Annotated in this window: 11 protein-coding genes and 2 pseudogenes; 4 read left to right on the forward strand and 9 right to left on the reverse strand. The window is 67.0% G+C overall.

From position 1 onward, the window contains the following. Nucleotides 1-42 precede the first annotated feature (42 nt). The 4 genes and pseudogenes from ACWPN7_RS26420 to ACWPN7_RS26435 form a co-directional block, all read right to left on the reverse strand. Nucleotides 43-532, reverse strand: a pseudogene (locus ACWPN7_RS26420) (transposase); the annotation flags it as partial. A gap of 289 nt (nt 533-821) precedes the next feature. Further along, nucleotides 822-1,049 (reverse strand): annotated as a pseudogene (locus ACWPN7_RS26425) (IS6 family transposase); the annotation flags it as partial. 97 nt (nt 1,050-1,146) lie between these two features. Beyond that, entirely contained in the window at nt 1,147-1,917 is a 771-nt protein-coding gene (locus ACWPN7_RS26430; protein WP_103041659.1) for a LuxR C-terminal-related transcriptional regulator, read from the reverse strand. A gap of 26 nt (nt 1,918-1,943) precedes the next feature. Further along, nucleotides 1,944-3,344, reverse strand: a complete 1,401-nt coding sequence (locus tag ACWPN7_RS26435) for a sensor histidine kinase (protein WP_200776607.1) — start codon at nt 3,342-3,344, stop codon at nt 1,944-1,946. Between the two features lie 530 nt (nt 3,345-3,874). Between ACWPN7_RS26435 and ACWPN7_RS26440 the strand changes: the two genes are divergently transcribed. The 4 genes from ACWPN7_RS26440 (at nt 3,875) to ACWPN7_RS26455 (ending at nt 16,040) form a co-directional block, all read left to right on the forward strand. Next, nucleotides 3,875-10,891, forward strand: a complete 7,017-nt coding sequence (locus ACWPN7_RS26440; RefSeq protein ID WP_459196196.1) for a peroxidase family protein — start codon at nt 3,875-3,877, stop codon at nt 10,889-10,891. A gap of 86 nt (nt 10,892-10,977) precedes the next feature. Continuing rightward, nucleotides 10,978-12,729: a type I secretion system permease/ATPase gene (locus tag ACWPN7_RS26445; RefSeq protein WP_174452552.1), complete on the forward strand. Its 1,752-nt coding sequence runs from the start codon at nt 10,978-10,980 to the stop codon at nt 12,727-12,729. Next, the gene (locus ACWPN7_RS26450) at nt 12,726-14,639 is read left to right on the forward strand and encodes a cadherin-like domain-containing protein (RefSeq protein WP_459196197.1); all 1,914 of its coding nucleotides are present in this window, start codon (nt 12,726-12,728) and stop codon (nt 14,637-14,639) included. Before ACWPN7_RS26445 ends, ACWPN7_RS26450 begins: the two co-directional genes overlap by 4 nt. Nucleotides 14,640-14,759: 120 nt before the next feature. Beyond that, nucleotides 14,760-16,040 (forward strand): HlyD family type I secretion periplasmic adaptor subunit, encoded by a 1,281-nt coding sequence (locus ACWPN7_RS26455; protein WP_459196198.1) that lies wholly within the window; start codon nt 14,760-14,762, stop codon nt 16,038-16,040. Nucleotides 16,041-16,067: 27 nt separating this feature from the next. On the opposite strand, the gene ACWPN7_RS26460 is transcribed toward ACWPN7_RS26455, so the two are convergent. From ACWPN7_RS26460 to ACWPN7_RS26480, 5 genes are all read right to left on the reverse strand, one after another. Further along, nucleotides 16,068-16,280 (reverse strand): hypothetical protein, encoded by a 213-nt coding sequence (locus tag ACWPN7_RS26460; protein WP_372684177.1) that lies wholly within the window; start codon nt 16,278-16,280, stop codon nt 16,068-16,070. Between the two features lie 111 nt (nt 16,281-16,391). Continuing rightward, nucleotides 16,392-17,339 (reverse strand): recombinase family protein, encoded by a 948-nt coding sequence (locus ACWPN7_RS26465; RefSeq protein WP_459196199.1) that lies wholly within the window; start codon nt 17,337-17,339, stop codon nt 16,392-16,394. An 889-nt stretch (nt 17,340-18,228) separates the two neighbouring features. After that, nucleotides 18,229-19,689 (reverse strand): TniQ family protein, encoded by a 1,461-nt coding sequence (locus ACWPN7_RS26470; protein ID WP_459196200.1) that lies wholly within the window; start codon nt 19,687-19,689, stop codon nt 18,229-18,231. 4 nt (nt 19,690-19,693) lie between these two features. Further along, the gene (locus tag ACWPN7_RS26475) at nt 19,694-20,581 is read right to left on the reverse strand and encodes a TniB family NTP-binding protein (RefSeq protein WP_459196201.1); all 888 of its coding nucleotides are present in this window, start codon (nt 20,579-20,581) and stop codon (nt 19,694-19,696) included. Nucleotides 20,582-20,586: 5 nt separating this feature from the next. Beyond that, nucleotides 20,587-22,353, reverse strand: a complete 1,767-nt coding sequence (locus ACWPN7_RS26480; RefSeq protein WP_459196202.1) for a transposase — start codon at nt 22,351-22,353, stop codon at nt 20,587-20,589. Nucleotides 22,354-22,463 lie beyond the last annotated feature (110 nt).

Consider the following 22,463-nt stretch of genomic DNA (forward strand, 5'->3'; position numbering starts at 1 on the left):
ACTGACGCCACCGTGGGAATCCGTTTATGGGTCCCGGCCCTAGGTGGCGTCGATCCACAGGTACGGCCAATCGCCTTCGATGGGGCGCTCCAGAAAGGTCTTTACCCACTCATCGATCTCTTCGCACAGCTGGCTGACCTGGCTCTTGGAGATGCCGCCCATACCGAGCGCCTTGACCAGTTCATCCACCGAGCGCGTCGAGATGCCGTGGACGTAGGCTTCCTGGATCACGGCGGTCAGTGCCTTCTCGGCCATCCGGCGCGGTTCCAGGAAACCGGGGAAGTAGCTGCCCTTGCGCAGCCTGGGGATGCGCAAGCTCGACGGTGCCGGCACGGGTCTCCCAGTCGCGATCCCGGTAGCCGTTGCGCTGGACCAGCCGCTCGGCGGAGCGTTCGCCATGGCCGGCGCCGGTCAGGCCCTGAACCTCCAGCTCCATCAGCCGCTCGGCCGCGAAACCGATCATCTCGCGCAGCACGTCAGCGTCAGGGCTTTTCTCCAGCAGCGCGCGAAGCGCCATCATCTCGGCGGTCATCGTGGTCACCCTTCGGTCGGGTTGAGGTGTGGTGACTAGACTCTACCGAAGACCCACGATGGCCGCCCCGCTGTGGACAACCGGCCCGCCTACGCCAGCTCAGGGGGCGCTCCGGCGGGCCGGTTCCCCACAGCTCCTACACCACACCGTGGGGCACGACCCGTGGCGCAGCCGTGAAGTACCTGTCCCATACCGCGTCCCTTTCCTGGGTGCCCACTTCCCTACCATGACACCCTGGGACTGAACATCTAACAGATGGGTCGCACAGATGGGTCGCAGCGTTCCGCATCTCGCCCCGGCGCGGTGCCCGCCGACGCAAGCAAGTGGCGATCTCGCGGCCGAACTTCCGGGCCCACTGGCACACTGTCTCGTAGCTCATGGGGATGCCGCGCGCCGCCAGCAGTTCCTTGACCATCCGCAGGATCAAGGGAAACCGGAAGTACAGCCACACCGCCGTCGCTATGATCTCGGCGGGATAGCGGTAACTGGCGTAGCGGGCATCAGGGCGCGTCGTCATGGCCCTTCCATACCCGGCCAATGCCGGCCCCGGCAACCAAGTGACTGACATGTTGACGGTGCTGGGCCGAGGTCGCTGGCGCCCCCTGGCAGCGTAATCACCGGACCGCCATCAGCCTCTGGGTCAGATTGGACACTCGCCCAGCCCGGTCATCAACAAGTTGACGGTGCCGTTCCGGCTGCAGGGCGAAGCTGGTCGAATCGGCCATCACCTTTGCCAGAAGAGCCGCTTCGACCCGGTTCCGGACCTGCAGCTTTTCAAAAATCTTCGTGAGGTAGTGCTTGACCGTCTTTTCCGCGAGGTCAAGGCGTCGGCCGATTTCCTTGTTCTGGAGCCCTTGCGCCACCAGGGTAAAGACTTGGCTTTCCCGGTGGGTCAGATCGGCGAGCGGATCGGGGCGGGAGGAACGGACCGCGGCCATGGCGCCGGTCCGCGCCATCATACTGGCAGCCAGGGTCGGTGAGATATAGCCGTCACCGCAGGCGATGGCCCGTACGGCGGCAATCAGCTCGTGCCCACCCACCCCCTTCAGAACGTAGCCCCGCGCACCTATGGCAAGCACCTGCCGGAGTTGCTCCTCGTCACCGGTCATGGTCAGGACCAGCACCCGCGCGACCAGCCGGGGATCGCCAATAGCACGCAACGCCGCAACGCAGCCACCCGGTATATTGGCGTCCAGCATGATGACGTCTGGCGTGATGGACTCCAGCGTAGTGACGGCTGGTAGCCGGCCCTGCGCTAGCGCGATGGCATCGGCAGCGCTGGCTCCTTCCCCCACCACATCCATGCCGGCGCATGTCAGCACATGCACGACGCCCTGCCGGAACAGCGGATGATCGTCCACGACTGCGACCCGAACCTTGTCCATGCCCGCCCCCTCCATGATTCCCCCCCTTACGCCCGATCCATCCGCCGGTAAGGCAGGCGCGCCGCCAGACGCCTCGCCTCTCCCGGACGGTGGATGATGTCCATGGTGCCGCCGAGACCTTCGATACGGTCGCTGAGGCCGGTCAGGCTGAGCCGACCTGTGATGCGCTCCGGCGACCGGTCCCGTCCGGTCTCTCCATCCGCAACTTCCGCGATCACCACGCCCGCCTCGTGACGGACCGACAGGCGAGGCGAGGTCCCCGCCCCGATCCGGACGGTGCCGTTCAGCCCTTCCTTCAGGAAGCGGCATAGGCAGACTTTCACCAGCGGCGGCACGGCGGCCGGCAGATCCATCGCCTGGACATTGACCGGCGCGCCGGTCCGGTGTTCATGGTCGAGGATGGTGAAGGCGACCGCCTCGCGGAGCGACAGTCCATCGATCTCCGGCATGTGCAGGTCGCCGCAAATGCCCCGGACGTCCTCCAGCACTGCGGCGAGGGCCGAGCGGACGGCCGAGCGGTCGGTGGCCTCAAGCGATCCCGATGGGGGCTTCCAGCCGTCCAGCCGCAGCAGCGCCAGCCCGACGAGTTGCGCCGGCCCGTCACGCAGACCGTCCGCCAGCCGCCGCAGGAAGCGTTCGTTGCAATCGGCAGCCCGCCGGGCCGACTGCTCAATGCGCTCCCGCAGTTCCTCGTTCGTCCACAGCGCCTCCGACAGCGCCTCAACCTGCCCCGCCAGGGCGGCACGCTGGGCGGCAATCGTCCGGCTGCCACGGGCGACCACCCCGTAGAGTGCCATCGCCATCAGAAGCGCCACGATTCCGGTGATGAGCCAAGCGTCGGTACGTGCCCGCGCGAGGTCGTCGAACAGCATTCCGGCGTTCTCATAGATCTCCGCGACAGCGACAATCCTCGGCTCGCTCTCGCTCCACACCGGGCTGTGGGTTTCCAGCAACGGCAGGCCGCCATCCTGTGGCACCTCGAAACCGGCAATCACGTCGCCGCGGAAGGCCTCTCGGGTCGGCTCGTCCAGTTCGAACGTCCGGCCGATGAGGTCCTTGCGGGTCGAGTAGGCCACAGTTCCGTCCGGCAGCCTTATGGTGACGGCGACGATCCGCGATCTCACGGCGTCCCGCTGCAACAGCCGGTCCAGCGCCGCCGCGTTGGTTTCCGGAAGCGGTTCCCCCCTGGCGAGCGCCTGGAGGTGCGGGGCCATGAAGCTGTCCACGAACAGCGCGGTCGCGACGGAGTCACCGTGCTGGACCTCCGCCGCGATGCGGGTCGCGATCCAGTGGCCGATCACCGTCATACCGAGAAAGACCACCGCGAAACCAATCAGGATGAACTGTCGGGTGAGGCTGAGACCGCCCCAGAAGGCGATTATCCGTGCCTGGAGCCGATCCCCATGATTTTCTTTGCGAACCGCCAAGGCCGTCTCCCGTTTCCCAAATTCCCTTATTCACGCATGTGAACTGCAATGTTCGCTCGATGAATGAGCGAATCCTCTGCGGGACAGAGGCATACCTACTTGGCTAAATATTTCCGTCAGCTCTATGACCGGAAAAGATGAACCAACGAAATTCCAGCGAGTTCTGATGATCATAGGAATGCCAAAGATAATTCTCCGTGGTCCATTCGATATTCCGTGACACGAACGGTCCTTTGGTGCCGGGCCGGTCGCCAGAACGGGGTAACGCCAGCGAAGCGGAAATGCCCGATCGATTGGATGGCGGAGTGGCGATGAGCGGGGCTGATCCTAAGACGGCCAGACGCTCCGCGGTCTTTCGAAATTTGAATTAAACTGGACGGAATAGCCGTTTCGGCTCCGGTTGCGGCGGTTGGTCTGAAACCCGTCGGACCTCGGTCGGAAAACTCGCCCGACCTTCGCCCCTCCTTTTTCCGACCTGGAACCAGCCATCCTCCGGCCATGCCCCCACACTCAACGTTCGGAGACAAGGCATGGTCAAACTGGTCAAGCACGACCTTGAGTTCATTCTCAAGCAGATCAACATCGCGGAACAACATGCCAATGGCACGCCGCTCAGCGAACTGGTGGACAGCCCGCTCCTGCCCTACGGTCTGCGGACGGTGGATGGAAGCTACAACAACTTCGGCATCGGGCGCGAGCAGTGGGGCTCCTCCGGCCAGCCCTTCCCGCCCCTGTCCACCGGCTCACCCCACCAGGGCAGCGGCAGCCTGCCGCCCGGCTATCCGACCAACAACGACTACGGCCAGCCCGGCAGCGTGGTCGATGTCGAGCCGCGGCTGATCTCCAACCTGATCGTGGACCAGACGCTGGACAATCCGGCGGCGATCACCGCCGCCCTGCAGCATGCCGGGCTGAGCGGCGCGGCGCTGACCCAGGCATTGGCCGAAATCCGGGGCGCCCACACGATCCTGAAGGCGGTCCCGGAGGGCGGCCCGGCCTACGACCTCGCGAAGGCGCAGCTCGACGCGCTGCTCGACCAGCACGACGTGCGGATGGACGGCCCGACCGTCCTGCTGCCGAATGTCGCCCCGGACGAGGGCATCTCGGCATCCTACAACTCCTTCTTCACGCTGTTCGGCCAGTTCTTCGACCATGGCCTTGACCTTGTGAAGAAGGGCGGCAACGGCACCGTCTACATCCCGCTGTCGCCGGACGACCCGCTCTACAACCCGGCCAGCCCGCACACGAACTTCATGGCGATGACACGGGTCTCAACCGGGGACGAGGCGGGCAACGTCACCACCCCCTGGGTCGACCAGAACCAGACCTACACCTCGCACCCCTCCCATCAGGTCTTCCTGCGGGAATACGCGGTGAGCGGCGGTGTGCCGCTGGCCACGGGCAAGCTACTGGAGGGCGAATACGGCCTCGCCACCTGGGGCGATGTCAAGGCGCAGGCGGCGGAGCTGCTGGGCATCCGCCTGACCGACCTGGACGTGGGCAGCGTTCCGGTCGTCGCGGTCGATCCCTACGGCGAGTTCATCCGCGGCCCGAACGGCTTGCCTCAGATCGTCGCCGCGCTGCGTCCCGACGGCACGCCCATCCTGGTGGAAGGTGACTTGGCGAACCCCCTCGACCCCTCGGCGATCCAACTGCCGCCCGGCACGCAGATCATGGGATCCGGCGGCACCACCGTCACCATTGTGGATGGCCAGACCGTGTCGGCGCTGCGGACCGGCACCGCCTTCCTTGACGACATCGCCCACAACGCGGTTCCGGTCGCCGTAAACGGCGTGCTCCAGGCCGACGCCGATGATGCGGCCGGCTATTCGGGCGGCGTCGATACACGCGGGCGGAATACGTCCTACGACGACGAGACGCTCGACGCGCACTACATCACGGGCGATGGGCGGGGCAACGAGAACATCGGCCTGTCGGCAATCCACCACATCTTCCACGCCGAGCACAACCGCGTCGTCGATCACGTCAAGGACGTCGTTCTGGCGTCGGGCGATCTGGCCTTCCTCAACGAATGGCTGCTCGGCCCCGACCTGACCGCCTGGCCGTCGGCGGACCAGCTCGCCTCCCTAGCGTGGGACGGTGAGCGCGTCTTCCAGGCCGCGCGCTTCACGACCGAGATGCAGTACCAGCACCTCGTCTTCGAGGAGTTCGCGCGGAAAATCCAGCCGGACGTCGACGTCTTCATGGTCCAGCCGGATGTGGAGCTGAACCCGGCGATCTTCGCCGAGTTCGCCAACGTGATCTACCGCTTCGGCCACTCGATGCTCAATCAGACCGTCGACCGGATCAACGCCGACGGCACCCGCGACGACATCGACCTGTTCGACGCCTTTCTCAACCCGCTGGAGTTCGGCGGCGCGGGCGTCGATCACCACGAGGCGGCGGGCGCCATCCTGCGCGGTATGACCGCCCAGGTCGGCCAGGAGATTGACGAGTTTGTGACCGACGTCCTGCGCAACCAGTTGACCGGCATCCCGCTCGACCTCGCGGCGATCAACATCGCCCGCGGCCGCGACACCGGCATGCCGACGCTCAACGAGGCCCGTGCGCAGTTCATGGCGATGGCCAGCGGCGACACCCAACTCAAACCCTATGAGAGCTGGACGGACTTCGCCCTCAACCTGAAGACTCCAGCCTCCATCGTGAACTTCATCGCGGCCTATGGCACGCACGACCTGATCGCGGGCGAGGCCAGCATCGACGGCAAGCGCGCCGCCGCCATGGTCCTGGTCTTCGGCACGGCGGAGACCTTCTTCGACCCCATCGCCAACCAGACCCGGACCATCGGTCCGCTGGACAGCGCCGACCGGCTGGACTTCCTGAACGCGCGTGGCGCCTACGCCGACCGGCGGGGCGGGCTGGACGACGTGGATCTGTGGGTCGGCGGCCTCGCCGAGAAGAAGATGGCCTTCGGCGGAATGCTCGGCTCGACCTTCTCCTTCGTCTTCGAACTCCAGATGGAGAATCTCCAGGACGCCGACCGCTTCTACTACCTGTCGCGCACCCAGGGACTGAACCTGCTGACCGAGCTGGAGAACAACTCGCTCGCCAAGATGGTCCTGCGCAACACCGACCTCGGCGAGACGGGGACGGCGATCCCGGCGGACATCTTCTCCACGCCGGACCTGATCCTCTACGTGGACCACGCCAAGCAGCTGGCGATGACCGGACGGGACGACCCGGAGCATGAGGACCCGACGCTGGAGGCGATCTCCGCGATGGTGGAGCGCCGCGACCTCGACGGCGACGGGACGCTCGACTACATCCGCTACAACGGGGACGCCCACATCGTCATCCAGGGCACGCAGGGCAACGACAAGATCGTGGCCGGCGACGGCGACGACGCCGTGTGGGGCGACGACGGCGACGACACCATCGAGGCCGGCTACGGCATCGACCATGTCAGCGGCGGCGAGGGCGACGACATCATCACCAACGCCGGCACCGACATCGGCATGACCGACATGCTGAAGGGCGACGGCGGCAACGACGTCATCCATGGTGGCAGCGGCATGGCGATGCTGTTCGGCGGCTCCGGCAAGGACTTCCTGATCGCCGGCCCCGACGGGTCCAACCTCCAGGGCGGCACCGAGGACGATTTCCTGCTGGGCGGCGACGGGTCGGACATGATCTTCGGCGGCGCCGGGAACGACTGGGTCGAATCCGACGGGCGCTTCGACTACATCGCGGGCGACACCGGCGACATCTTCTTCAACTCGACGATCATCGGCCACGACATCATCAACGGCGGGCGCGGCGACACCGACTACGACGCGGACTCGGGCGACGACATCATGGTCGCCGGGGAAGGCATCCAGAAGAACATCGGCATGTGGGGCCACGACTGGGTCATCCACAAGGGCCAGGAAACCGGCGCCGACGCCGACATGAACGTCCAGGTGTTCACGACCTTGCCGCTGGAGGTGCTGCGCGACCGCTTCAGCCAGGTGGAGGCGCTGTCCGGCTGGCGGCACGACGACACGCTGCGCGGCGACGACCGCACCAGCGAGGACGAGGAAACCGGGGCCGTCGCCGATCCGACGCCCGAAGGCAACTTCATCCACAACGAGCTGGATCAGGCCGGCATCGACCGCATCGCCGGGCTGGACCAGATCATCACGCCCGGCATGATGCGCGAGGTGAACTATTGGGCCGACGGCTCCGGCGCCCAGAAGATGGCCTTCGTCGGCGGCAACATCCTGCTCGGCGGCGGCGGCGGCGACGTCATCGAGGGCCGTGCCGGGGACGACGTGATCGACGGCGACGCCTGGCTGAACGTCCGCATCAGCATCCGCACGAATCCCGACGGCACGGGGGACGAGATCGCCACCGTGGACAGCATGAAGGGCAACGTCACGCTGACCATCGACGGGGCGCCGGTCACCCGGCCCCTGACGGCCTGGATGCTGACCGGCCACATCAATCCGGGCCAGCTCCAGGCGGTGCGGGAGATCCTGCACGACGACAGCGGGACCGACGTGGCGGTCTATTGGGACGTCCGCGACAACTACGTCGTCACGCGCAACGACGATGGCAGCCTGCGGGTGGAGCATGTCACGGTGTCCGACGTGGTCGATCCGGTGACCGGCCGGCAGCGGCTCTCGGATGGCACCGACACGCTGCGCAACATCGAGGTGCTGCGCTTCGCCGACCAGGAGGTGACGCTGTCCCCGCCGACGCTGGCGCTGAACGCCTACGACTCCGGCGGCAACTACGCCGACAGCTTCGGCAGCAGCGGCTATGGCAACTCCAACGGTTCGCACTTCTGGGGTCCGGACTGGACGGAGAGCGGCGACGGCGGCGGAGCGCCGGCCACCGGGGGCCAGATCCGGATCACGGGCGGCGCCCTTCTGGTCGGCCAGGGCGACGGCGCCACCATCACCCGCGCCGTCGATCTGTCGGCGGCGACCTCCGCGCGGCTGAGTTTCACCGCCAACCCGGACAACCTCGACGCCGGGGAGCAGGTCGCGGTCTGGTTCTCCCGCGACGGGATGACGTTCGAACAGATCGGCACCATCACAGGCAACGGCCCGGCCGCCACCATGGCCTTCGATCTGTCGGGCCCCTTCACGACGACCGCGGCGATCCGCTTCGTCGCGTCCTCCATCAACGCCGGGAACGAGTTCGTCAGCATCGACAACCTGTCGATCGACCTCGTGGTCCCCGCCGCCAACCCGACGACGGATCACGCAGCCAGCTTCACCGAGAACGGCGCCGCGACCGACATCGCGTCCCTTCCGGGGATCGAGGAGGACAGCGGCGTTCTGGCCTCGGCGCGGATCGTGCTGACCAACGCCCAGCCGCTCGACGACCTGCTGGTCGGTGCCCTGCCCGGGACCATCGCCGCGACCGTGGACCGCTCGGTGGCCGGGCGGATCACCGTCACCCTGACGGGCGCCGGCACGGTGGAGGAGTACCAGCGGGCCATCCAGGCCGTTTCCTTCCGCAACACGTCGGACAACCCGGACACCCAACCCCGCATGATCGAGGTGACGGTGAACGACGGGATGATGGACAGCAACGTCGCCCGCACCACGGTGACGGTGACCGCCGTCAACGACCCGCCCGCCGCGTCCAACGACAGCGTCTTCACCAACGTGGCCGCCAACACGCCTTTCCTCATCCCTGAATGGGCTCTGCTGGCAAACGACTCCGATCCGGAAGGACCAGTGTCGATCACAGGCGGCATCGTGACCCAGTCCGGCCTGACCGCCGTCCGCAGCTCCGGCTCGGTCAGCGTGACGGACAACGCCACGGCTGGCGGCAGCTTCACCTACCGCGTCAGCGACGGCGGCCTGACCGACACCGCCCAGGTGACCGTCAACCGGACCACCTCCAACACGCTGAACGGCGACGGCGGGAACAACATCGTCATCGGCAACGGCAGCGCCAACACCATCGACGCGGGCACCGGCGACGACATCATTCTGGCCGGTGGCGGGAACGACACCATCCGCTGGTTCGCCAACAATTTCGGTGTCACGGACGGGCGTGACTTCGTGGATGGCGGTGATGGGCAGGACGACCGTTTCGACGTCAACGGCAACAACACGGCGGAGAGCTTCGTCGTCTACAGCCGGGTGGCCGCAGTGGCCATGGGCATCGCCGTGCTGAACCCGGCCACCGAAATCGTCATCACCCGCAACGGCACGGTGATCGCCGAACTCGACAACGTCGAGGAGATCACGATCAACACCGGTTTCGGGAACGACAGCGTGACGACGGTCGGCGACTTCAACCCGACCAGCCTCAACTTCAACACCATCACGATCAACGGCGACGGCGGCGACGACACGGTGGACATCTCAGGCCTGCAGTCGGCCCACCGCATCCATTTCCGGTCCAACGGCGGCAACGACGTGCTGGTCGGCACCCTGCGGCCACAGGACGTGATCGAGCTGGCCGCGGGCACCGAAGCGTCGGACTGCACCGTCGAGCGGACGGAGGACGGCATGACCCGCCTGACCGGCGCGGGATTCAGCATCGCCTTCTCCGGCACCGGGCTGCCGCAGGTCCGCACCGCAAACGGCCAGATTTTGGACCTCGACGCACCGCCCACAAATGACGGCGGGAACGAGGACGAAGACGAGGGGAACGAGGGCGGCGGCGATGACGATCATGATGACGGTGACGATGATGATGGCGGCAGCGATGGCGGCGGCCAGGACGATGACGCCGAAATCGGCGAAGGCGAAGAGGCCGGGGGCAGGGCCAGCATCGTGGGGACCGCCGGCGCGGACGCGCTGATCGGGACCGGCAGGGGCGAGGCGATCATGGGCCTCGGCGGACGCGACGTGATCTTCGCCGGGGACGGCAACGACGACGTTTTCGGCGGCGACGGGGCCGACATGCTGTACGGCGACGGCGGCAACGACCGCATCCTGGGCGGCGACGGCGGCGACTTCATCAACGGCGGGACCGGCAACGACACGGTGTTCGGCGGCGACGGCGACGACGTGATCGTGGCGGAGGCCGGGGACGGCAACGACGTCTACTATGGCGACGACATGGTCGGCGGCGGCGGGCGCGACACGATCGACCTGTCGGCGATCACCGCCAACATCACCGCCGACCTCGGCACCGGCCTGATGGGACGCGGCAGCGTTCACAGCGCCCAGACCGGCAGCGACATCCTGTGGGGCATTGAGAACATCGTGACGGGGTCGGGCAACGACGTCATCACGGCGAGCGGTGCGGTCAACGTGATGGACGGCGGGGCCGGCAACGACAGCTTCCGCTTCCTGTCGGCGGCGGACGCTGACGGCGACACCATCCTGGGCTTCCAGCCCGGCGACCGGATCGACGTCAGCGCCATGGACGCCAACGGCTGCGCGGCTGGCCAGCAGAGCTTCACGCTGGTGTCCGGCGCCTTCACCGGAAAGGGCCAGCTCCTGGTCACCCACGAAACCCGCGAGGACGGTGACTACACCGTCGTCCAGGGCAACACGACCGGGACCGACGAGGCCGACTTCAAGGTCAGCGTCAAGGGGTCGCACGAGTTGACCGCCGGCGACTTTGTCCTCTAGCGCGCTGCGGCTCCCGCGGGCGGGCCCCAACCCGGCCCGCGGGAGCCGCTCCCCGCCGTCCTTCCCGTCCGCCAATAGGGTGCGTCATGAGTTCCACGTCGTCACGCAAGGCGTCGAAGCGCCGAGACGCCGAAAGGCTGCTCCACGATTTCCGCGGCATCGTCTTCTTCCTGTTCGGGATGTCGGGGATTATCAACCTCCTGGCCCTGACGGGCGCCTTCTACATGATGCAGATCTACGACCGGGCGCTGACCAGCGGCAGCGTGCCGACGCTGGTGGCGATGTCGGTCCTCGCCATCGGCCTGTACGCCTTTCAGGGGCTGTTCGACGTGATCCGCTCGCAGATCCTGGTGCGGGTGGGCGCGCGTCTGGACCGGAAGATCGCTCCGATGGCCCATCAGGTCGCCGTCGATATGCCGCGCTACGGCTTCTCGACCGCGGAAGCGCTGGAACGGGGACGCGATGTAGACACGCTGCGCGGCTTCCTGGGCGGCCAGGGACCGGTCGCCCTGTTCGACCTGCCGTGGATGCCACTGTTCCTCGTCTTCGTCTACCTCCTGCATCCCCTTCTCGGCGCGCTGACCTTCGGCGGCGCCTTCGTCCTGACGCTTCTGACCATCGTGACCGAGCTGATGACCCGCCGGCTGAGCGGCGCCACCCACCAAGCGGTGATCACCCGCAACGCCATCGCCGACTCGAACGCCCGCAACGCCGACATCCTGAAGGCTATGGGCTTCGCCGGGCGGGCCGTGGCGCGCTTCAACCGGGCTAACGACGCGCATCTGGCGCTGCAAACCCGGACCAGCGACATCGGCGGCACCTTCGGCGCGGTGTCGCGGGTGCTGCGCATGATCCTGCAATCGGCGGTGCTCGGGCTCGGCGCGTTTCTGGCGATCCAGGGGGACCTGTCGGCGGGCGCCATCATGGCGGCGTCGGTCGCCTCCGCGCGGGCGCTCGCCCCGATCGACCTCGCCATCGGCAACTGGAAAGGCGTGGTTGCCGCCCGCGCGGCCTACCATCGACTGAAGGAGACCGCCGTCGCCCTGGCCGAGGCGGCCGAGCCGATGGAACTGCCGCCGCCGCGCGCCACGCTGAAGGTGGAGAACATCACCGTGGCCGCCCCCGGCTCGGGCCGGGTGCTGCTGAGCGACGTCAGCTTCGAGGTTCGCGCCGGGCAAGCGGTCGGGATCATCGGCCCCAGCGGCGGCGGCAAGACCACGCTGGTCCGCGCCCTGACCGGAATCTGGCCTGTGTTGCGCGGCAGCGTTCGGCTGGACGACGCCGACCTCGCCCAGTGGGACGAGGGGGCCCTCGGCCGCAGCATCGGCTATCTGCCGCAGGAGGTGGCGCTGATGGACACCACCATCGAGGACAACATCGCCCGGCTGGAGGAGGAACCCGACCCCCGCAACATCGTGGCGGCGGCCCAGGCGGCGGGCGTGCATGAGATGATCTTGCGCCTGCCGGATGGCTACCACACTGAACTCGGCCCACAGGGGACGGCGCTGGCGGGTGGGCAGCGGCAGCGCGTCGGGCTGGCCCGGGCGCTCTACGGCAATCCCTTTGTCGTCGTCCTGGACGAGCCAAACTCGAACCTGGACGGCGAGGGCGAGGCGGCCCTGACGGCAGCGATCCGCGACGTGCGGAGCCGCGGCGGGATCGTCATCGTGATCGCCCACCGACCGAGCGCCCTGGCCGCCGTCGATCTGGTCGCGGTGGTCCAGAACGGCCGCATGACCGCCTTCGGGCCCAAGGAGGACATCCTGCGGCCCAAGACTGCTGCAGCGGACCCAGCATCCGGTGGGGAGGCGCACGCAGCCGTGCGGGCCTCGGCATGATCGGCATCAAGGGCACCAAGGCGGCGGCGCCGGAGACAGACCCCGCCGCCCGCTACGTCATTAAGGACGCTGGCCGGCACTCCTCGGTCCCCGTCGCGCTGGGCCTGTTCCTGGCCGGACTGGCGCTGTACCTGAAATCCTTCCTTTCCGGAGAGGCGCATTCCCAGGTGGGCATGGCGGCGGCGCAGGGGACGGCAAGCCAAGCGGACCGCGGCACCGCGCCGGCCCCGACCACCCCCGTGCCACCCGGGAAGCCAGATCCGTCCAAGAACGAGCAGCCAGACGCCCCGCCTTCCGACCGCGCACCGGGCGGGAGCACCGCCGGCGCGCCGGCCGACACCGTGCCCGTCTTCCCGTTCCGCCTCGTCGATACTCCGGACTTCGGCCTCCGGCCTCCGACCGTCCTGGCGGAGTGGAGGCCGGTGCCGCCGCTGCCTCTGGCGGACCGCGCGACGAACGGCAACGCCGCGTCCGCCGGCCCGGCGGATGGCCCGCCGCCCGCCGCCTCGCCCGACCAGGGCCCCGACGGCGGCCCCATTGATGGCCCCACCGTCGTTCCCGATGGCGGCGATCGGAAGACCGAGGACGCTCCGCCTCCCCCCGGCACCGACAGCCCCCCGCCCGCCACGGACGTCGAAGGCGAGGAGACGGGCGACGGCGCGGGCGGCGGTGAAGCGGAAGAGGAAAACGCCCCCGTCAACCGCGCCCCGCGGGTGAGCGGGCCGGTCCACCTGAGGGACGTCACCGGCTGCGCCAGCCTGACCATCGGCCTCGCCGACCTGTTGCGCAACGCCGTAGACCCGGATGGCGACAGCCTATCGGTCCGGGGGCTGTCCGTCTCGGCGGGAACGCTGACGGCGACACCGGACGGCTGGATCTTTCGAGGCGATCCCGGCGCCATCGGCCGCGTCACCATCACCTATGAGATCACCGACGGCACGGTCTCCGTCCAGCAGGTCGCCTACATCTCGGTGCTCGCCCGGACCTCCGTGACGGGAAGCGGCGGGCACGACACGCTGCTCGGTGGCCTGTGCGCGGACGACATCGACGGCAGGGATGGGGACGATCTGATCGACGGGCGGTCCGGCGATGACTTGATCGCCGGAGGCCGAGGCGACGACCACATCGTCGCAGGAGAGGGCCGGGACACCCTGTCCGGCGGCGACGGCGACGATATGCTGTTCGGCGGGAGCGGCAACGACCACCTGTCCGGCGGCGCCGGCAAGGATCGGCTGTTCGGCGGTATGGGCAACGACGTCCTGCACGGCGGCGCCGGCGACGACACGCTCGACGGGGGAGACGGCGACGATCTGCTCATGGACGGCGAAGGTGCGGACGTGGTGCGTGGCGGGAACGGCGACGACCGTGTGATGGCCGCCCCCGACCGCGCGGACGACTCCTACGACGGCGGCGAAGGGCACGACACGCTCGATTACTCCGCCTCCACCGGAGCGCTTCGGCTGGACCTTGCCAACGGCACCGCCCAGGGCGTCGCCATTGGGGAGGACCGCTTCACCGGCTTCGAAACCGTGATCGGCGGTCAGGGCGACGACCATTTCATCGTCGGCGGAAACGCCGCCGTGCTGGCCGGCGGCGGCGGGCGGAACCTGTTCGTGTTCGAGCCCGCGGCGCAGCCGGTGACCCATGAGATCCTCGACTTCCACGTCGGCGACCGCATCCGGGTGTCGAAATACGATCTCTTTGCGGCGGTGGGCGACGGCCCTGACGACCGTTTCAAGGACGTTTATGGCGACGGCACCGATGACGGCCCGGCCATCCGCTTCCGGCATGAATGGGTCGAGGCGATGGAGCGCACCGTCATCGAGATCGACAGCGACGGAGACCGCAACGTGGACACGATCGTCGCGCTACAAGGCTTCCACGCGCTGACCATGACCGAAACCACCTGACGGCGGCGTTCGGGCAGGGATCGTAGCGAATTGGGCTTTGAAGGAATGGACTTGGAGGGACTGGACATGAACGTTCGTCACCCGTCGCACGGCGCGGGATCGCCGGGCCGGAACCATGACATGAGCTTTCGGATCGGACCGCGGATTCTGGCCGGCACCGTCTTCGCCGGCATCCTGCTCGCCGGAGTCGGCGGCTGGGCCGCGACCGCCACACTGACCGGGGCTGTGATCGCGCAGGGCACCGTGGCGGTGGATCAGAAGCTGAAGGCCGTCCAGCACCGCGACGGCGGCATCGTCAGCGAGATCGCCGTCCGGGAGGGGGATGTCGTCCGCGCCGGTCAGGTCATCTTGCGGCTGGAGGACGCACAGACCAAGGCCGAACTCTCCATCGTCCGGTCGCAGATGGTTGAGTTGGCGGCGCGGCGCGCTCGTCTTCTGGCGACGCGGGACGGACTTTCGGCCATCGCGTTTCCACCCCATCTGAACCCAGCCGATCCCGCCGTCGCCACGGTCCTGCAGGGCGAGACCCGGCTGTTTGCCGGCAACCAGCGCAGCCGCGACAGCCAGAAGGAGCAGCTTGAACTGGGCATCGTCCAGATTGGGGAGGAAATCCGTGGCCTGGACGCCCAGCGGATGGCCAAGGAGGATGAGATCGTCCTCGTCGAGGCGGAAATCCAGAAGTTGAAGACACTCCTGGCGAAGGGGCTGATCGAGGGCTCCCGCGTCTATTCCGTGGACCGCGAGCGCGCACGCCTCATCGGGGAGCGCGGCGAGATCGACGCCGCCATGGCGAGGGCGAAGACCCGCATCGGGGAAATCCGGCTCCAGATCCTGGCCATCGACGAGAACGCCCGCACCGAGGCGCAGCGCGAGTTGAGCCTCGTCGAGACGGAGTTTTCGGAACGCGACGACCGGCGGATCGCCATCGAGGACCGCTTGGCGCGCACCGACATCCGCGCGCCCATCTCCGGTACGGTCAACGAACTGAACACTCACACCGTCGGCGGCGTGATCACCCCCGCGGAGGTGCTGGTCACCATCGTTCCGGAGAACGCAAAGCTCAAGGTGGAGACCAAGCTGATGCCGACGGCCATCGATCAGGTTTCAGCGGGCCAGACCGCCCGGCTGCGCTTCACGTCCTTCAACCAGCGGACGACACCCGAACTGATGGGCACGGTCGTCCACGTCTCCCCCGCGACCACACGCGACCCCGGCACTGGGGACATCCACTATCTCGCCGATGTGGAGATCGGCGCTGACGAACTCCGCAAGCTCGGACCCGTCCAACTGCTGCCCGGCATGCCAGTCGACGTGTTCGTGGCGACCGGCGAGCGCGCCGCCATGTCCTATCTCGTCAAACCCGTTACAGACCAGTTCAACCGTGCGTTCCGCGAACGGTGATGAGACCGTCTCAAACCTGGGGAGCCATCAAGCCGCCCGCCGGAACGGTCGGCGGGCGAATGGCTCGGCGGTGGTGTGGTCCGCGGCGAGTATGCCATTCATCACGGCGGTGCGCACCTTCAGCATTGCTTCCGCATCCACTCCGGCCTCGGCAAAGGCGCGGCAGAGGGAGGCAAGGACCGCCGCACTGCCGGGCTTCTTGCCGCGTTCGAATTCACCGACAACGGTATGGCTGCGCATGGCTCGATGCGCCAACTCCTCAATGGACCAGGCGAGCCTCCGGCGAGCGGCTTTGCACTGGGTGGGTGTCATGATGCTGTCTCGCTCAAGGGTGCTCTCCGGTGTGTGGGGCTATTCCATCGCTGAGCTGGGCAGTCCGTCCAGCAAGCCTTGCTCACGCGCGCGGTCGAGCAGGGACTTGACGCTTGACGGTGCCCAGGTCTTGGCCCCGGTTGCGGTGCGCACACCCTGACGCTCCAACTGCCGGCCGATGCGGGCCAGTGTCGGCTTTTGCCCGGCTTCGGCGGCGTTGTGAATGGTGGCGACCAGTTCCAGCAGGCGTTTGGCCTGTGCCACCGCCTTCTTGGAGCGGCGCGGCGCCGCCTTCAGCAACTCAGGTTGCGCCAAGCCGTCGGCGACCAGACGGCGCACGGCGCGGATCAGGGCGTCGCGCGTCCACGGCGCCGGGTTGTCGCCGGGCCGCTTCTTCATCGCTGTGTTGAGTACGTCAACGACGCGGTCCCACGGCTGGGCCGGTCGCAGGCGCCGCACGATGGGCAGGAACTCGTCGGCACCGGCGATGACCCGCTCGCTCTGCCGCTCGTCGCGCGCTCGGGCGACACGGCGGCGGGTCAATGGGTCGCCGGAGATCAGGCCGGGGTTGCCCGGCTGCCGGCCGAGCGCCTTGGCGGCCCGTACGCCGGCCTTGGTGCGCTCGCGGATGAGGGAGCGCTCAAACTCGGCCACTGCACCGAGGATCTGCAGAGTGAATTTGCCTTGTGGGCTGCCGGTGTCGATGGGATCGCCCAGCGACTTGAAGGCCACCCCTTTGCGCTCCAGCGTCTCGATGATCTCCAGCAGATGGGCCAGCGAGCGAGCCAGCCGGTCAATGCGCACGACGACCAGCGTGTCGCCCTTGCGGACGCGGGTCAGCACCACCTTGAGCTGCGGACGCTCGCGGTCGGCACCGGAGGCGCTCTCGCGGACGATCTCGGTGCAGCCGAACCGCTTCAGCTCGAGGAACTGCGCCTCGGTGGATTGGTCCTCGGTGGAGACGCGCGCGTAGCCGATCAGCGCCATGGCCTGCCTTCCTTCATCCGTCGAAGTGGCGGTTACCCAAGTCGTATCGCGAAAACCCGGCATTTTCAAGTTTTGCAACTGCAAACAACCGGGCGGTTAAAAACCAGCGGAAAAGATTTGGCCGCCCAAACCGCCGTCCAGGAACGACCGGAACCCAGCCCATGGCGAGGGGCACAGCAGGCGGGTGATGGCGCCGTCGAAAGCACCGGGAACTGGGGTTCGCTTGGTTGTCGCGGAGAGAGAGCCGGCATTGATGAAAAAGGTCGATCCCAAGAGAGGCGAAGGCGCTCTGACTTGTCGCCTGATCAACCCGCAGCTTTTCGCATCATTAGCCCAGAAAAACAGGACTGGTGATGACAAAAAGCGGCTCAAACGCCACTTTTCACCTGATTAACCCAGCAACGACAGAGCTTCAGACACCCTCGCCCGGCGTCCGCCTGGGGTATTTTACCAAATATGCAGACGGTACGTAACGGCCGTTTTGTAAAATATATAGGCATCGTGGGCTCCGCTGATGGACCGGAGCCGTCATCCGGCGCGAGACAAGATGCCAAGCGACGCCGGCCGCCCCGACCGGCGGGACATCAGGCAAAGAACGGCCCTCGGGCGGACCGCGTCTTGATCTGTCTTCCTGAAAAAAACCCGGCTTTTCAACGACATGAGGCGCTTCCCCGCGCCCCGATGGGGAGCTTTTCGCATGAACCGCCCGCATTTCGCACGATCCGGTCTGCAAAACGGGGCCAAGCAGGGCGTTGAAATCCCTGGAATCCGGCTTTTCGCACGAACCACCCGACAACGACACACTAAGGATAACCGCGATTATCCAAACCATCGGTGCTGGTGGTCCGAGGCGAGCTGGCAGTTGCAGAAGCAAGCAAAGGCTTTGGTATCATTTTCTGGTGCCCCGAGCAAGGTTTCGAACGGATGGATTGTCGGGAGGGCCCGCATCGGACGGGAGCGCCCGGATGGCATCATCCCGGCTTTGCACCGAGGGCCGTGCCCTGGAGAAGCCCAGCGCCTCCTCGATGGTCACGTTGCGATCATACCCCGCGGGCTCGCTGGGGACGGTCAACATGTCCTCGACGGTCAAAAGGTCGTAATCGCTCAGCTTTCCGAGCTTGCGATAATAGCAATAGCGCTCCTCAAGAGACGCTCCCGTGATCGGAACCGCTGTGGCCCGGTCTTGTCGACGAGCCACCGTTTCGCGCAGTTGCTCTTCCATTTCCCGCATGGCGGTGTGAGCGGTCCAAAACCGGCGGGCGGCCGTGGGAACCCATTGCTTTGTCCTCTCAAGGATCATTGCGCCTGCTTCCGGGGCCACGGCACCGAGCGCTTGGGCGATGGGATCACCCATGCAGTACACCCGCCAATCCTCGTGCCGGAGGCGCCACCGCCGGCAGGAGAGCAGGTCCTGCGCACCGCTGAGCAGCGCATAGACGGCGACCATGAGATCGAACCGGGTCGGCGCGGCCAGGGAGGCGAAGCCGTCGGCGAAGCTGGTCGCCTGCGGCCATTCCGACGGCACCATGCGGACCCAGGGGAGCCGGATGGTTTGGGCGAGTGTCAGCCTCGGTAAGGAGGTATCATCGTTGCGCACCGGCAGCCCAAACACCTGCAGCAGCCCAACCAGCGTCGATCGGACGGCGGCCGGGCAGCCGGTCCCCAAAACGGCATCCGCCCTCGGCGTCCAGGCCAACGCCCGCAGGACGGCATTCACGAACGTCCGGAACGGTGCCTCGTGCGTGGCCTGCGGGTCCGGACCCTGGCGCCGGTCGGCGGCAGGCCAGCGGCCCGGCTTGTGACACCGCGTAAGGGACCCAACGGACCGCGTTCCCAGCCGGGTGCGGCAGAGGGCGCAGTGGAGGCGGGCCGCCGCCGGAGGTCCGGAAAACACAAGCCCCGTGTGTCGGCACGCCGGGCATCCCAGCAGGAGTTCGATGTCGTGCACCGGGCAGTGGAAGGCCAGGGCACAGGTCCAGTCGACGCGCAGGTGGTGGGGGCGGCCGACCGCTTCGTCACCGGCCAGGCACACCGGGCAGTGGAGGGGCGGCGGTCCAACGGTCCAGTCGGTCCTGAAGGCTTTGCCCCACAGGGGGCGCAGGCGCGGCACCGTCAGCCCAGAGAGGGTTTGGACCGGCATGCCGAGCGATCGCGACAGGACCGCCAGCGACTCAGGGGTGGGATGGTGGGACAGGGCACCGGACAGACTCCCTCCTCCGGCTTGGTCCGTGATATGATCAAGCAGTTCCAGGGACGACATGCTGTAGACGCCGGCCACCCGTCCGAACCACGCGGTGAGGTGCTCATCGGGCAGCGGGCGCGGCACCACCGGCAGACGGGACACCGTCATCGTCTTAGGCCATGGCTTTGGGACGACGGTTCCGCACCATGGAGACGAGGGGCAACAGCAGCTTGTCGTCGGACAGACTATCCTCGTCGATCCGCTCCTGGCCGTTGCGGATCGCGGCGATGGCAACCGTCTCCAGGAGCCGGAACATGCGGCTCGTCACGCCGGACGTCGCGTCGATGAGAAGCCGCCGGAAGCGCTGGGTGTCCATCGCCGACGGCCGGCGCAGCGGCAGCACCGCCGAAACACGCATCAGCAGCTCGCGCAGATCGTCATTGCTTCCCCAATGCGGCAACCCGAGCACCTCGAACCGCTCGGCCAGGGCCGGGTCCAGTCGGATGGCGATGTCCGCCCCCGGCGTCCCCAGCGCAACGAGCGGGATTCTCAGGCTGTTGTGCAACGTGCGGATCGCGGTGAGGCAGAGAGTCTGCTGCTTGGGGCTGACATCGCCGATCTTGTTGAACTCGTCGATGAACAGCAGGCGGCACCCGACGCTGTCCACCAAACGGGCAACGGTGCGGTTGTCGGACTTGCCCGGTGGTGCGCCGAGCGCCCCCAGCAGCTCCTCCCGGATCGACTGCGGTGTCGGCTCGTCCGGCATCTCAAGGTGGAGCGCCGGCCGGATCGTCGCGCCCGTCCCCTCGTTGAAAGACGTCGGATAGTCGCGGATGAACTTCTCGGCCATCAGGCTCTTGCCCATGCCGGGATCGCCACTGACCAGCAGGCACGGCATGCGGGAGCGCTTGGGAAAATCGATGAGAAAGCGGAAGCGGTCCTCCACCAGTTGGGCGACCCGGTAGGGCACCCAGCGGTCCGAGAGGATGTAGCGCACACGCTCCTCGTTGGAACGGCCGGCGATCTCCTGCTGGGCCGGCCCCAAATGGTTCAAATCCATAGCGGTCACCATTCTTCAACCTCGTCGGCGAGATCGGCAGGACTCGGAAGCGGTGTAACGGACCGGGGTGCCGGTCCGTCTTGCCCGTGACGTTGGACTGGGAGCGCGGGTTCCTCGCGTGGCTCGGGCGGTGGCAGGAGAAGCATCTGCGGGGCGGGCGACACGAGTGTGCCCGGCGCGGGCGTGTCGATCAGGTCGAGGGACCGGAAGGCATCGAGCGTGGATTGCAGGCCCCGGCGCGCCCGCTTGGTCCGCCGTTCCCCTTCGGCAACCAACGCCCGGCATTCCAGGATGGTCTCGTAGACCAACTTCTGATCGACTTCGCGGTAACCTTGAGCCCGGAGCGCCTGCCGGGCTTGCCGGTGTTCCCAGAACGATATCCGACCGGGAACCGGATCCCTCAGACTGATCGGCCAGTAACGGTCCGCCGCGTCGTCAAACACCCAAACTTGACTCATGTCCCGCTTGTCGTAGCGGACGATCGGCTTCTCCCGGCGGACCTGCCAATGCTTCAGGATGGGGTCGTGGTAGACGAGGTTGAACAGTTGGATGGTCTGTCCATCGACAGCCGGGGTGCGGAACGGGAGGAAATCCAGCAGCAACGGATCATCGTTGGCCGGAGGCTCCCGCCGCCGATGGAGCGGGAGAGCGGTGATAGCCTCCTCCCACACGGCCAGCGGGGGACGCAGAAGCTGGCGATGCTCGCTGGCGTGATAGATGCCGACGATCTGCAGCGCCAGCCACCGCTCGAACTCCGATTGGGTGATCCGCGCCCGGCCTTCGGCGTCATATTCACCGCGCTGCCGGGGATCGGAGAAGGTGGTCCCGGGCAGCAGGTGCACCTCTCCCATCAAGCGCCCGATGAGCCGCTCGATGTGGCCGCCGACATGCGGAACCTTGACGGGCCTCGGCACCGTTTCGATCCCGTGCCGACGGCATCCCCAGAGAAAGCCTCGGGCCTTGAATTCCCGCGCGTTGTCGAGATGCAACGCCTTCGGAACCCCGGACACCGGCCAAGGTGCCGTGATGTTGCGTGCCGCGAGCCAGGCTGCCTTTGTCCGGATGCCCTGTTCGAGGGCGTAGGCGACGCTGCATTCGCAGGGTGCGCGCAGCGTGACGTGAAAACCGAAGACCATCCGGGTCCGGATGTCGATGGCCAGGGTCAGCCACGGCCGGCCGATGGGCTGACGATGAATGTCGTCGAGAACGATGACGTCGGCCAGCGTATGGTCGATCTGAATCACGTCGAGCGGATGCTCGACCTCATAGCGGCAGGTGTGAGGGCCGATCTTGTCGCGGGCGGCCTTGGGACCTTCGCGCCGCCTGAGGACGAGGTCGGCCGGAAGGCGGTCCACGCGCCGCTGGACTGTCGTTGCCATGACCTCCTTCAGCCCGGCTTTCCGCATTCGGCGATTGACCTCCCGCACCAGCTCGGAGACTGGTGGCTTTTCGCGGGTCAGGTAAGTGTCCTCGATGGCCGCGTCGATGATGTCCGTTTTCTGGGTGTTCAGTCGTGACCGGCCTTTGGTCCAGCCGCGGCGTTGCTCCAGGACAGATTCGGGCTTCGGATCATCCAAATACCGGCGCAGCAACTTGTATAGGGTCACCGCGCTGATGCCGAGTTGCGCTGCCTCCCGCTCAACGTTCGAGCGAGTTCGTTGTGTCAGCGCCACCAAGCGGGTTATGGCATCGAGACGAGCGCGCAGCAGAGCCGCTTCCGCGGCCGACTGGTCTAAAAACCGCAGTCGTCCTCCGGAGCGTTCAGTCGACATTGGCGCACGCCCCGGTTAATCTTATTGAGGTCAGGCTCGCGCTTCAGTTTGTGTTATTGGTGCGCAGTTAACAATATTGCTATCGAGCTAAGTATTTGGATTTTCGGCAT

It is taken from the genome of Azospirillum sp. UENF 312511, from assembly GCF_058780635.1.

Excerpts from the sequence above, each read along its gene's own strand:
- ACWPN7_RS26430 (WP_103041659.1), bottom strand. The coding sequence starts at position 1,917 with ATGGACAAGGTTCGGGTCGCAGTCGTGGACGATCATCCGCTGTTCCGG.
- ACWPN7_RS26440 (WP_459196196.1), top strand. The coding sequence starts at position 3,875 with ATGGTCAAACTGGTCAAGCACGACCTTGAGTTCATTCTCAAGCAGATC.
- ACWPN7_RS26445 (WP_174452552.1), top strand. The coding sequence starts at position 10,978 with ATGAGTTCCACGTCGTCACGCAAGGCGTCGAAGCGCCGAGACGCCGAA.
- ACWPN7_RS26450 (WP_459196197.1), top strand. The coding sequence starts at position 12,726 with ATGATCGGCATCAAGGGCACCAAGGCGGCGGCGCCGGAGACAGACCCC.
- ACWPN7_RS26455 (WP_459196198.1), top strand. The coding sequence starts at position 14,760 with ATGAGCTTTCGGATCGGACCGCGGATTCTGGCCGGCACCGTCTTCGCC.
- ACWPN7_RS26460 (WP_372684177.1), bottom strand. The coding sequence starts at position 16,280 with ATGCGCAGCCATACCGTTGTCGGTGAATTCGAACGCGGCAAGAAGCCC.
- ACWPN7_RS26465 (WP_459196199.1), bottom strand. The coding sequence starts at position 17,339 with ATGGCGCTGATCGGCTACGCGCGCGTCTCCACCGAGGACCAATCCACC.
- ACWPN7_RS26470 (WP_459196200.1), bottom strand. The coding sequence starts at position 19,689 with ATGACGGTGTCCCGTCTGCCGGTGGTGCCGCGCCCGCTGCCCGATGAG.
- ACWPN7_RS26475 (WP_459196201.1), bottom strand. The coding sequence starts at position 20,581 with ATGGATTTGAACCATTTGGGGCCGGCCCAGCAGGAGATCGCCGGCCGT.
- ACWPN7_RS26480 (WP_459196202.1), bottom strand. The coding sequence starts at position 22,353 with ATGTCGACTGAACGCTCCGGAGGACGACTGCGGTTTTTAGACCAGTCG.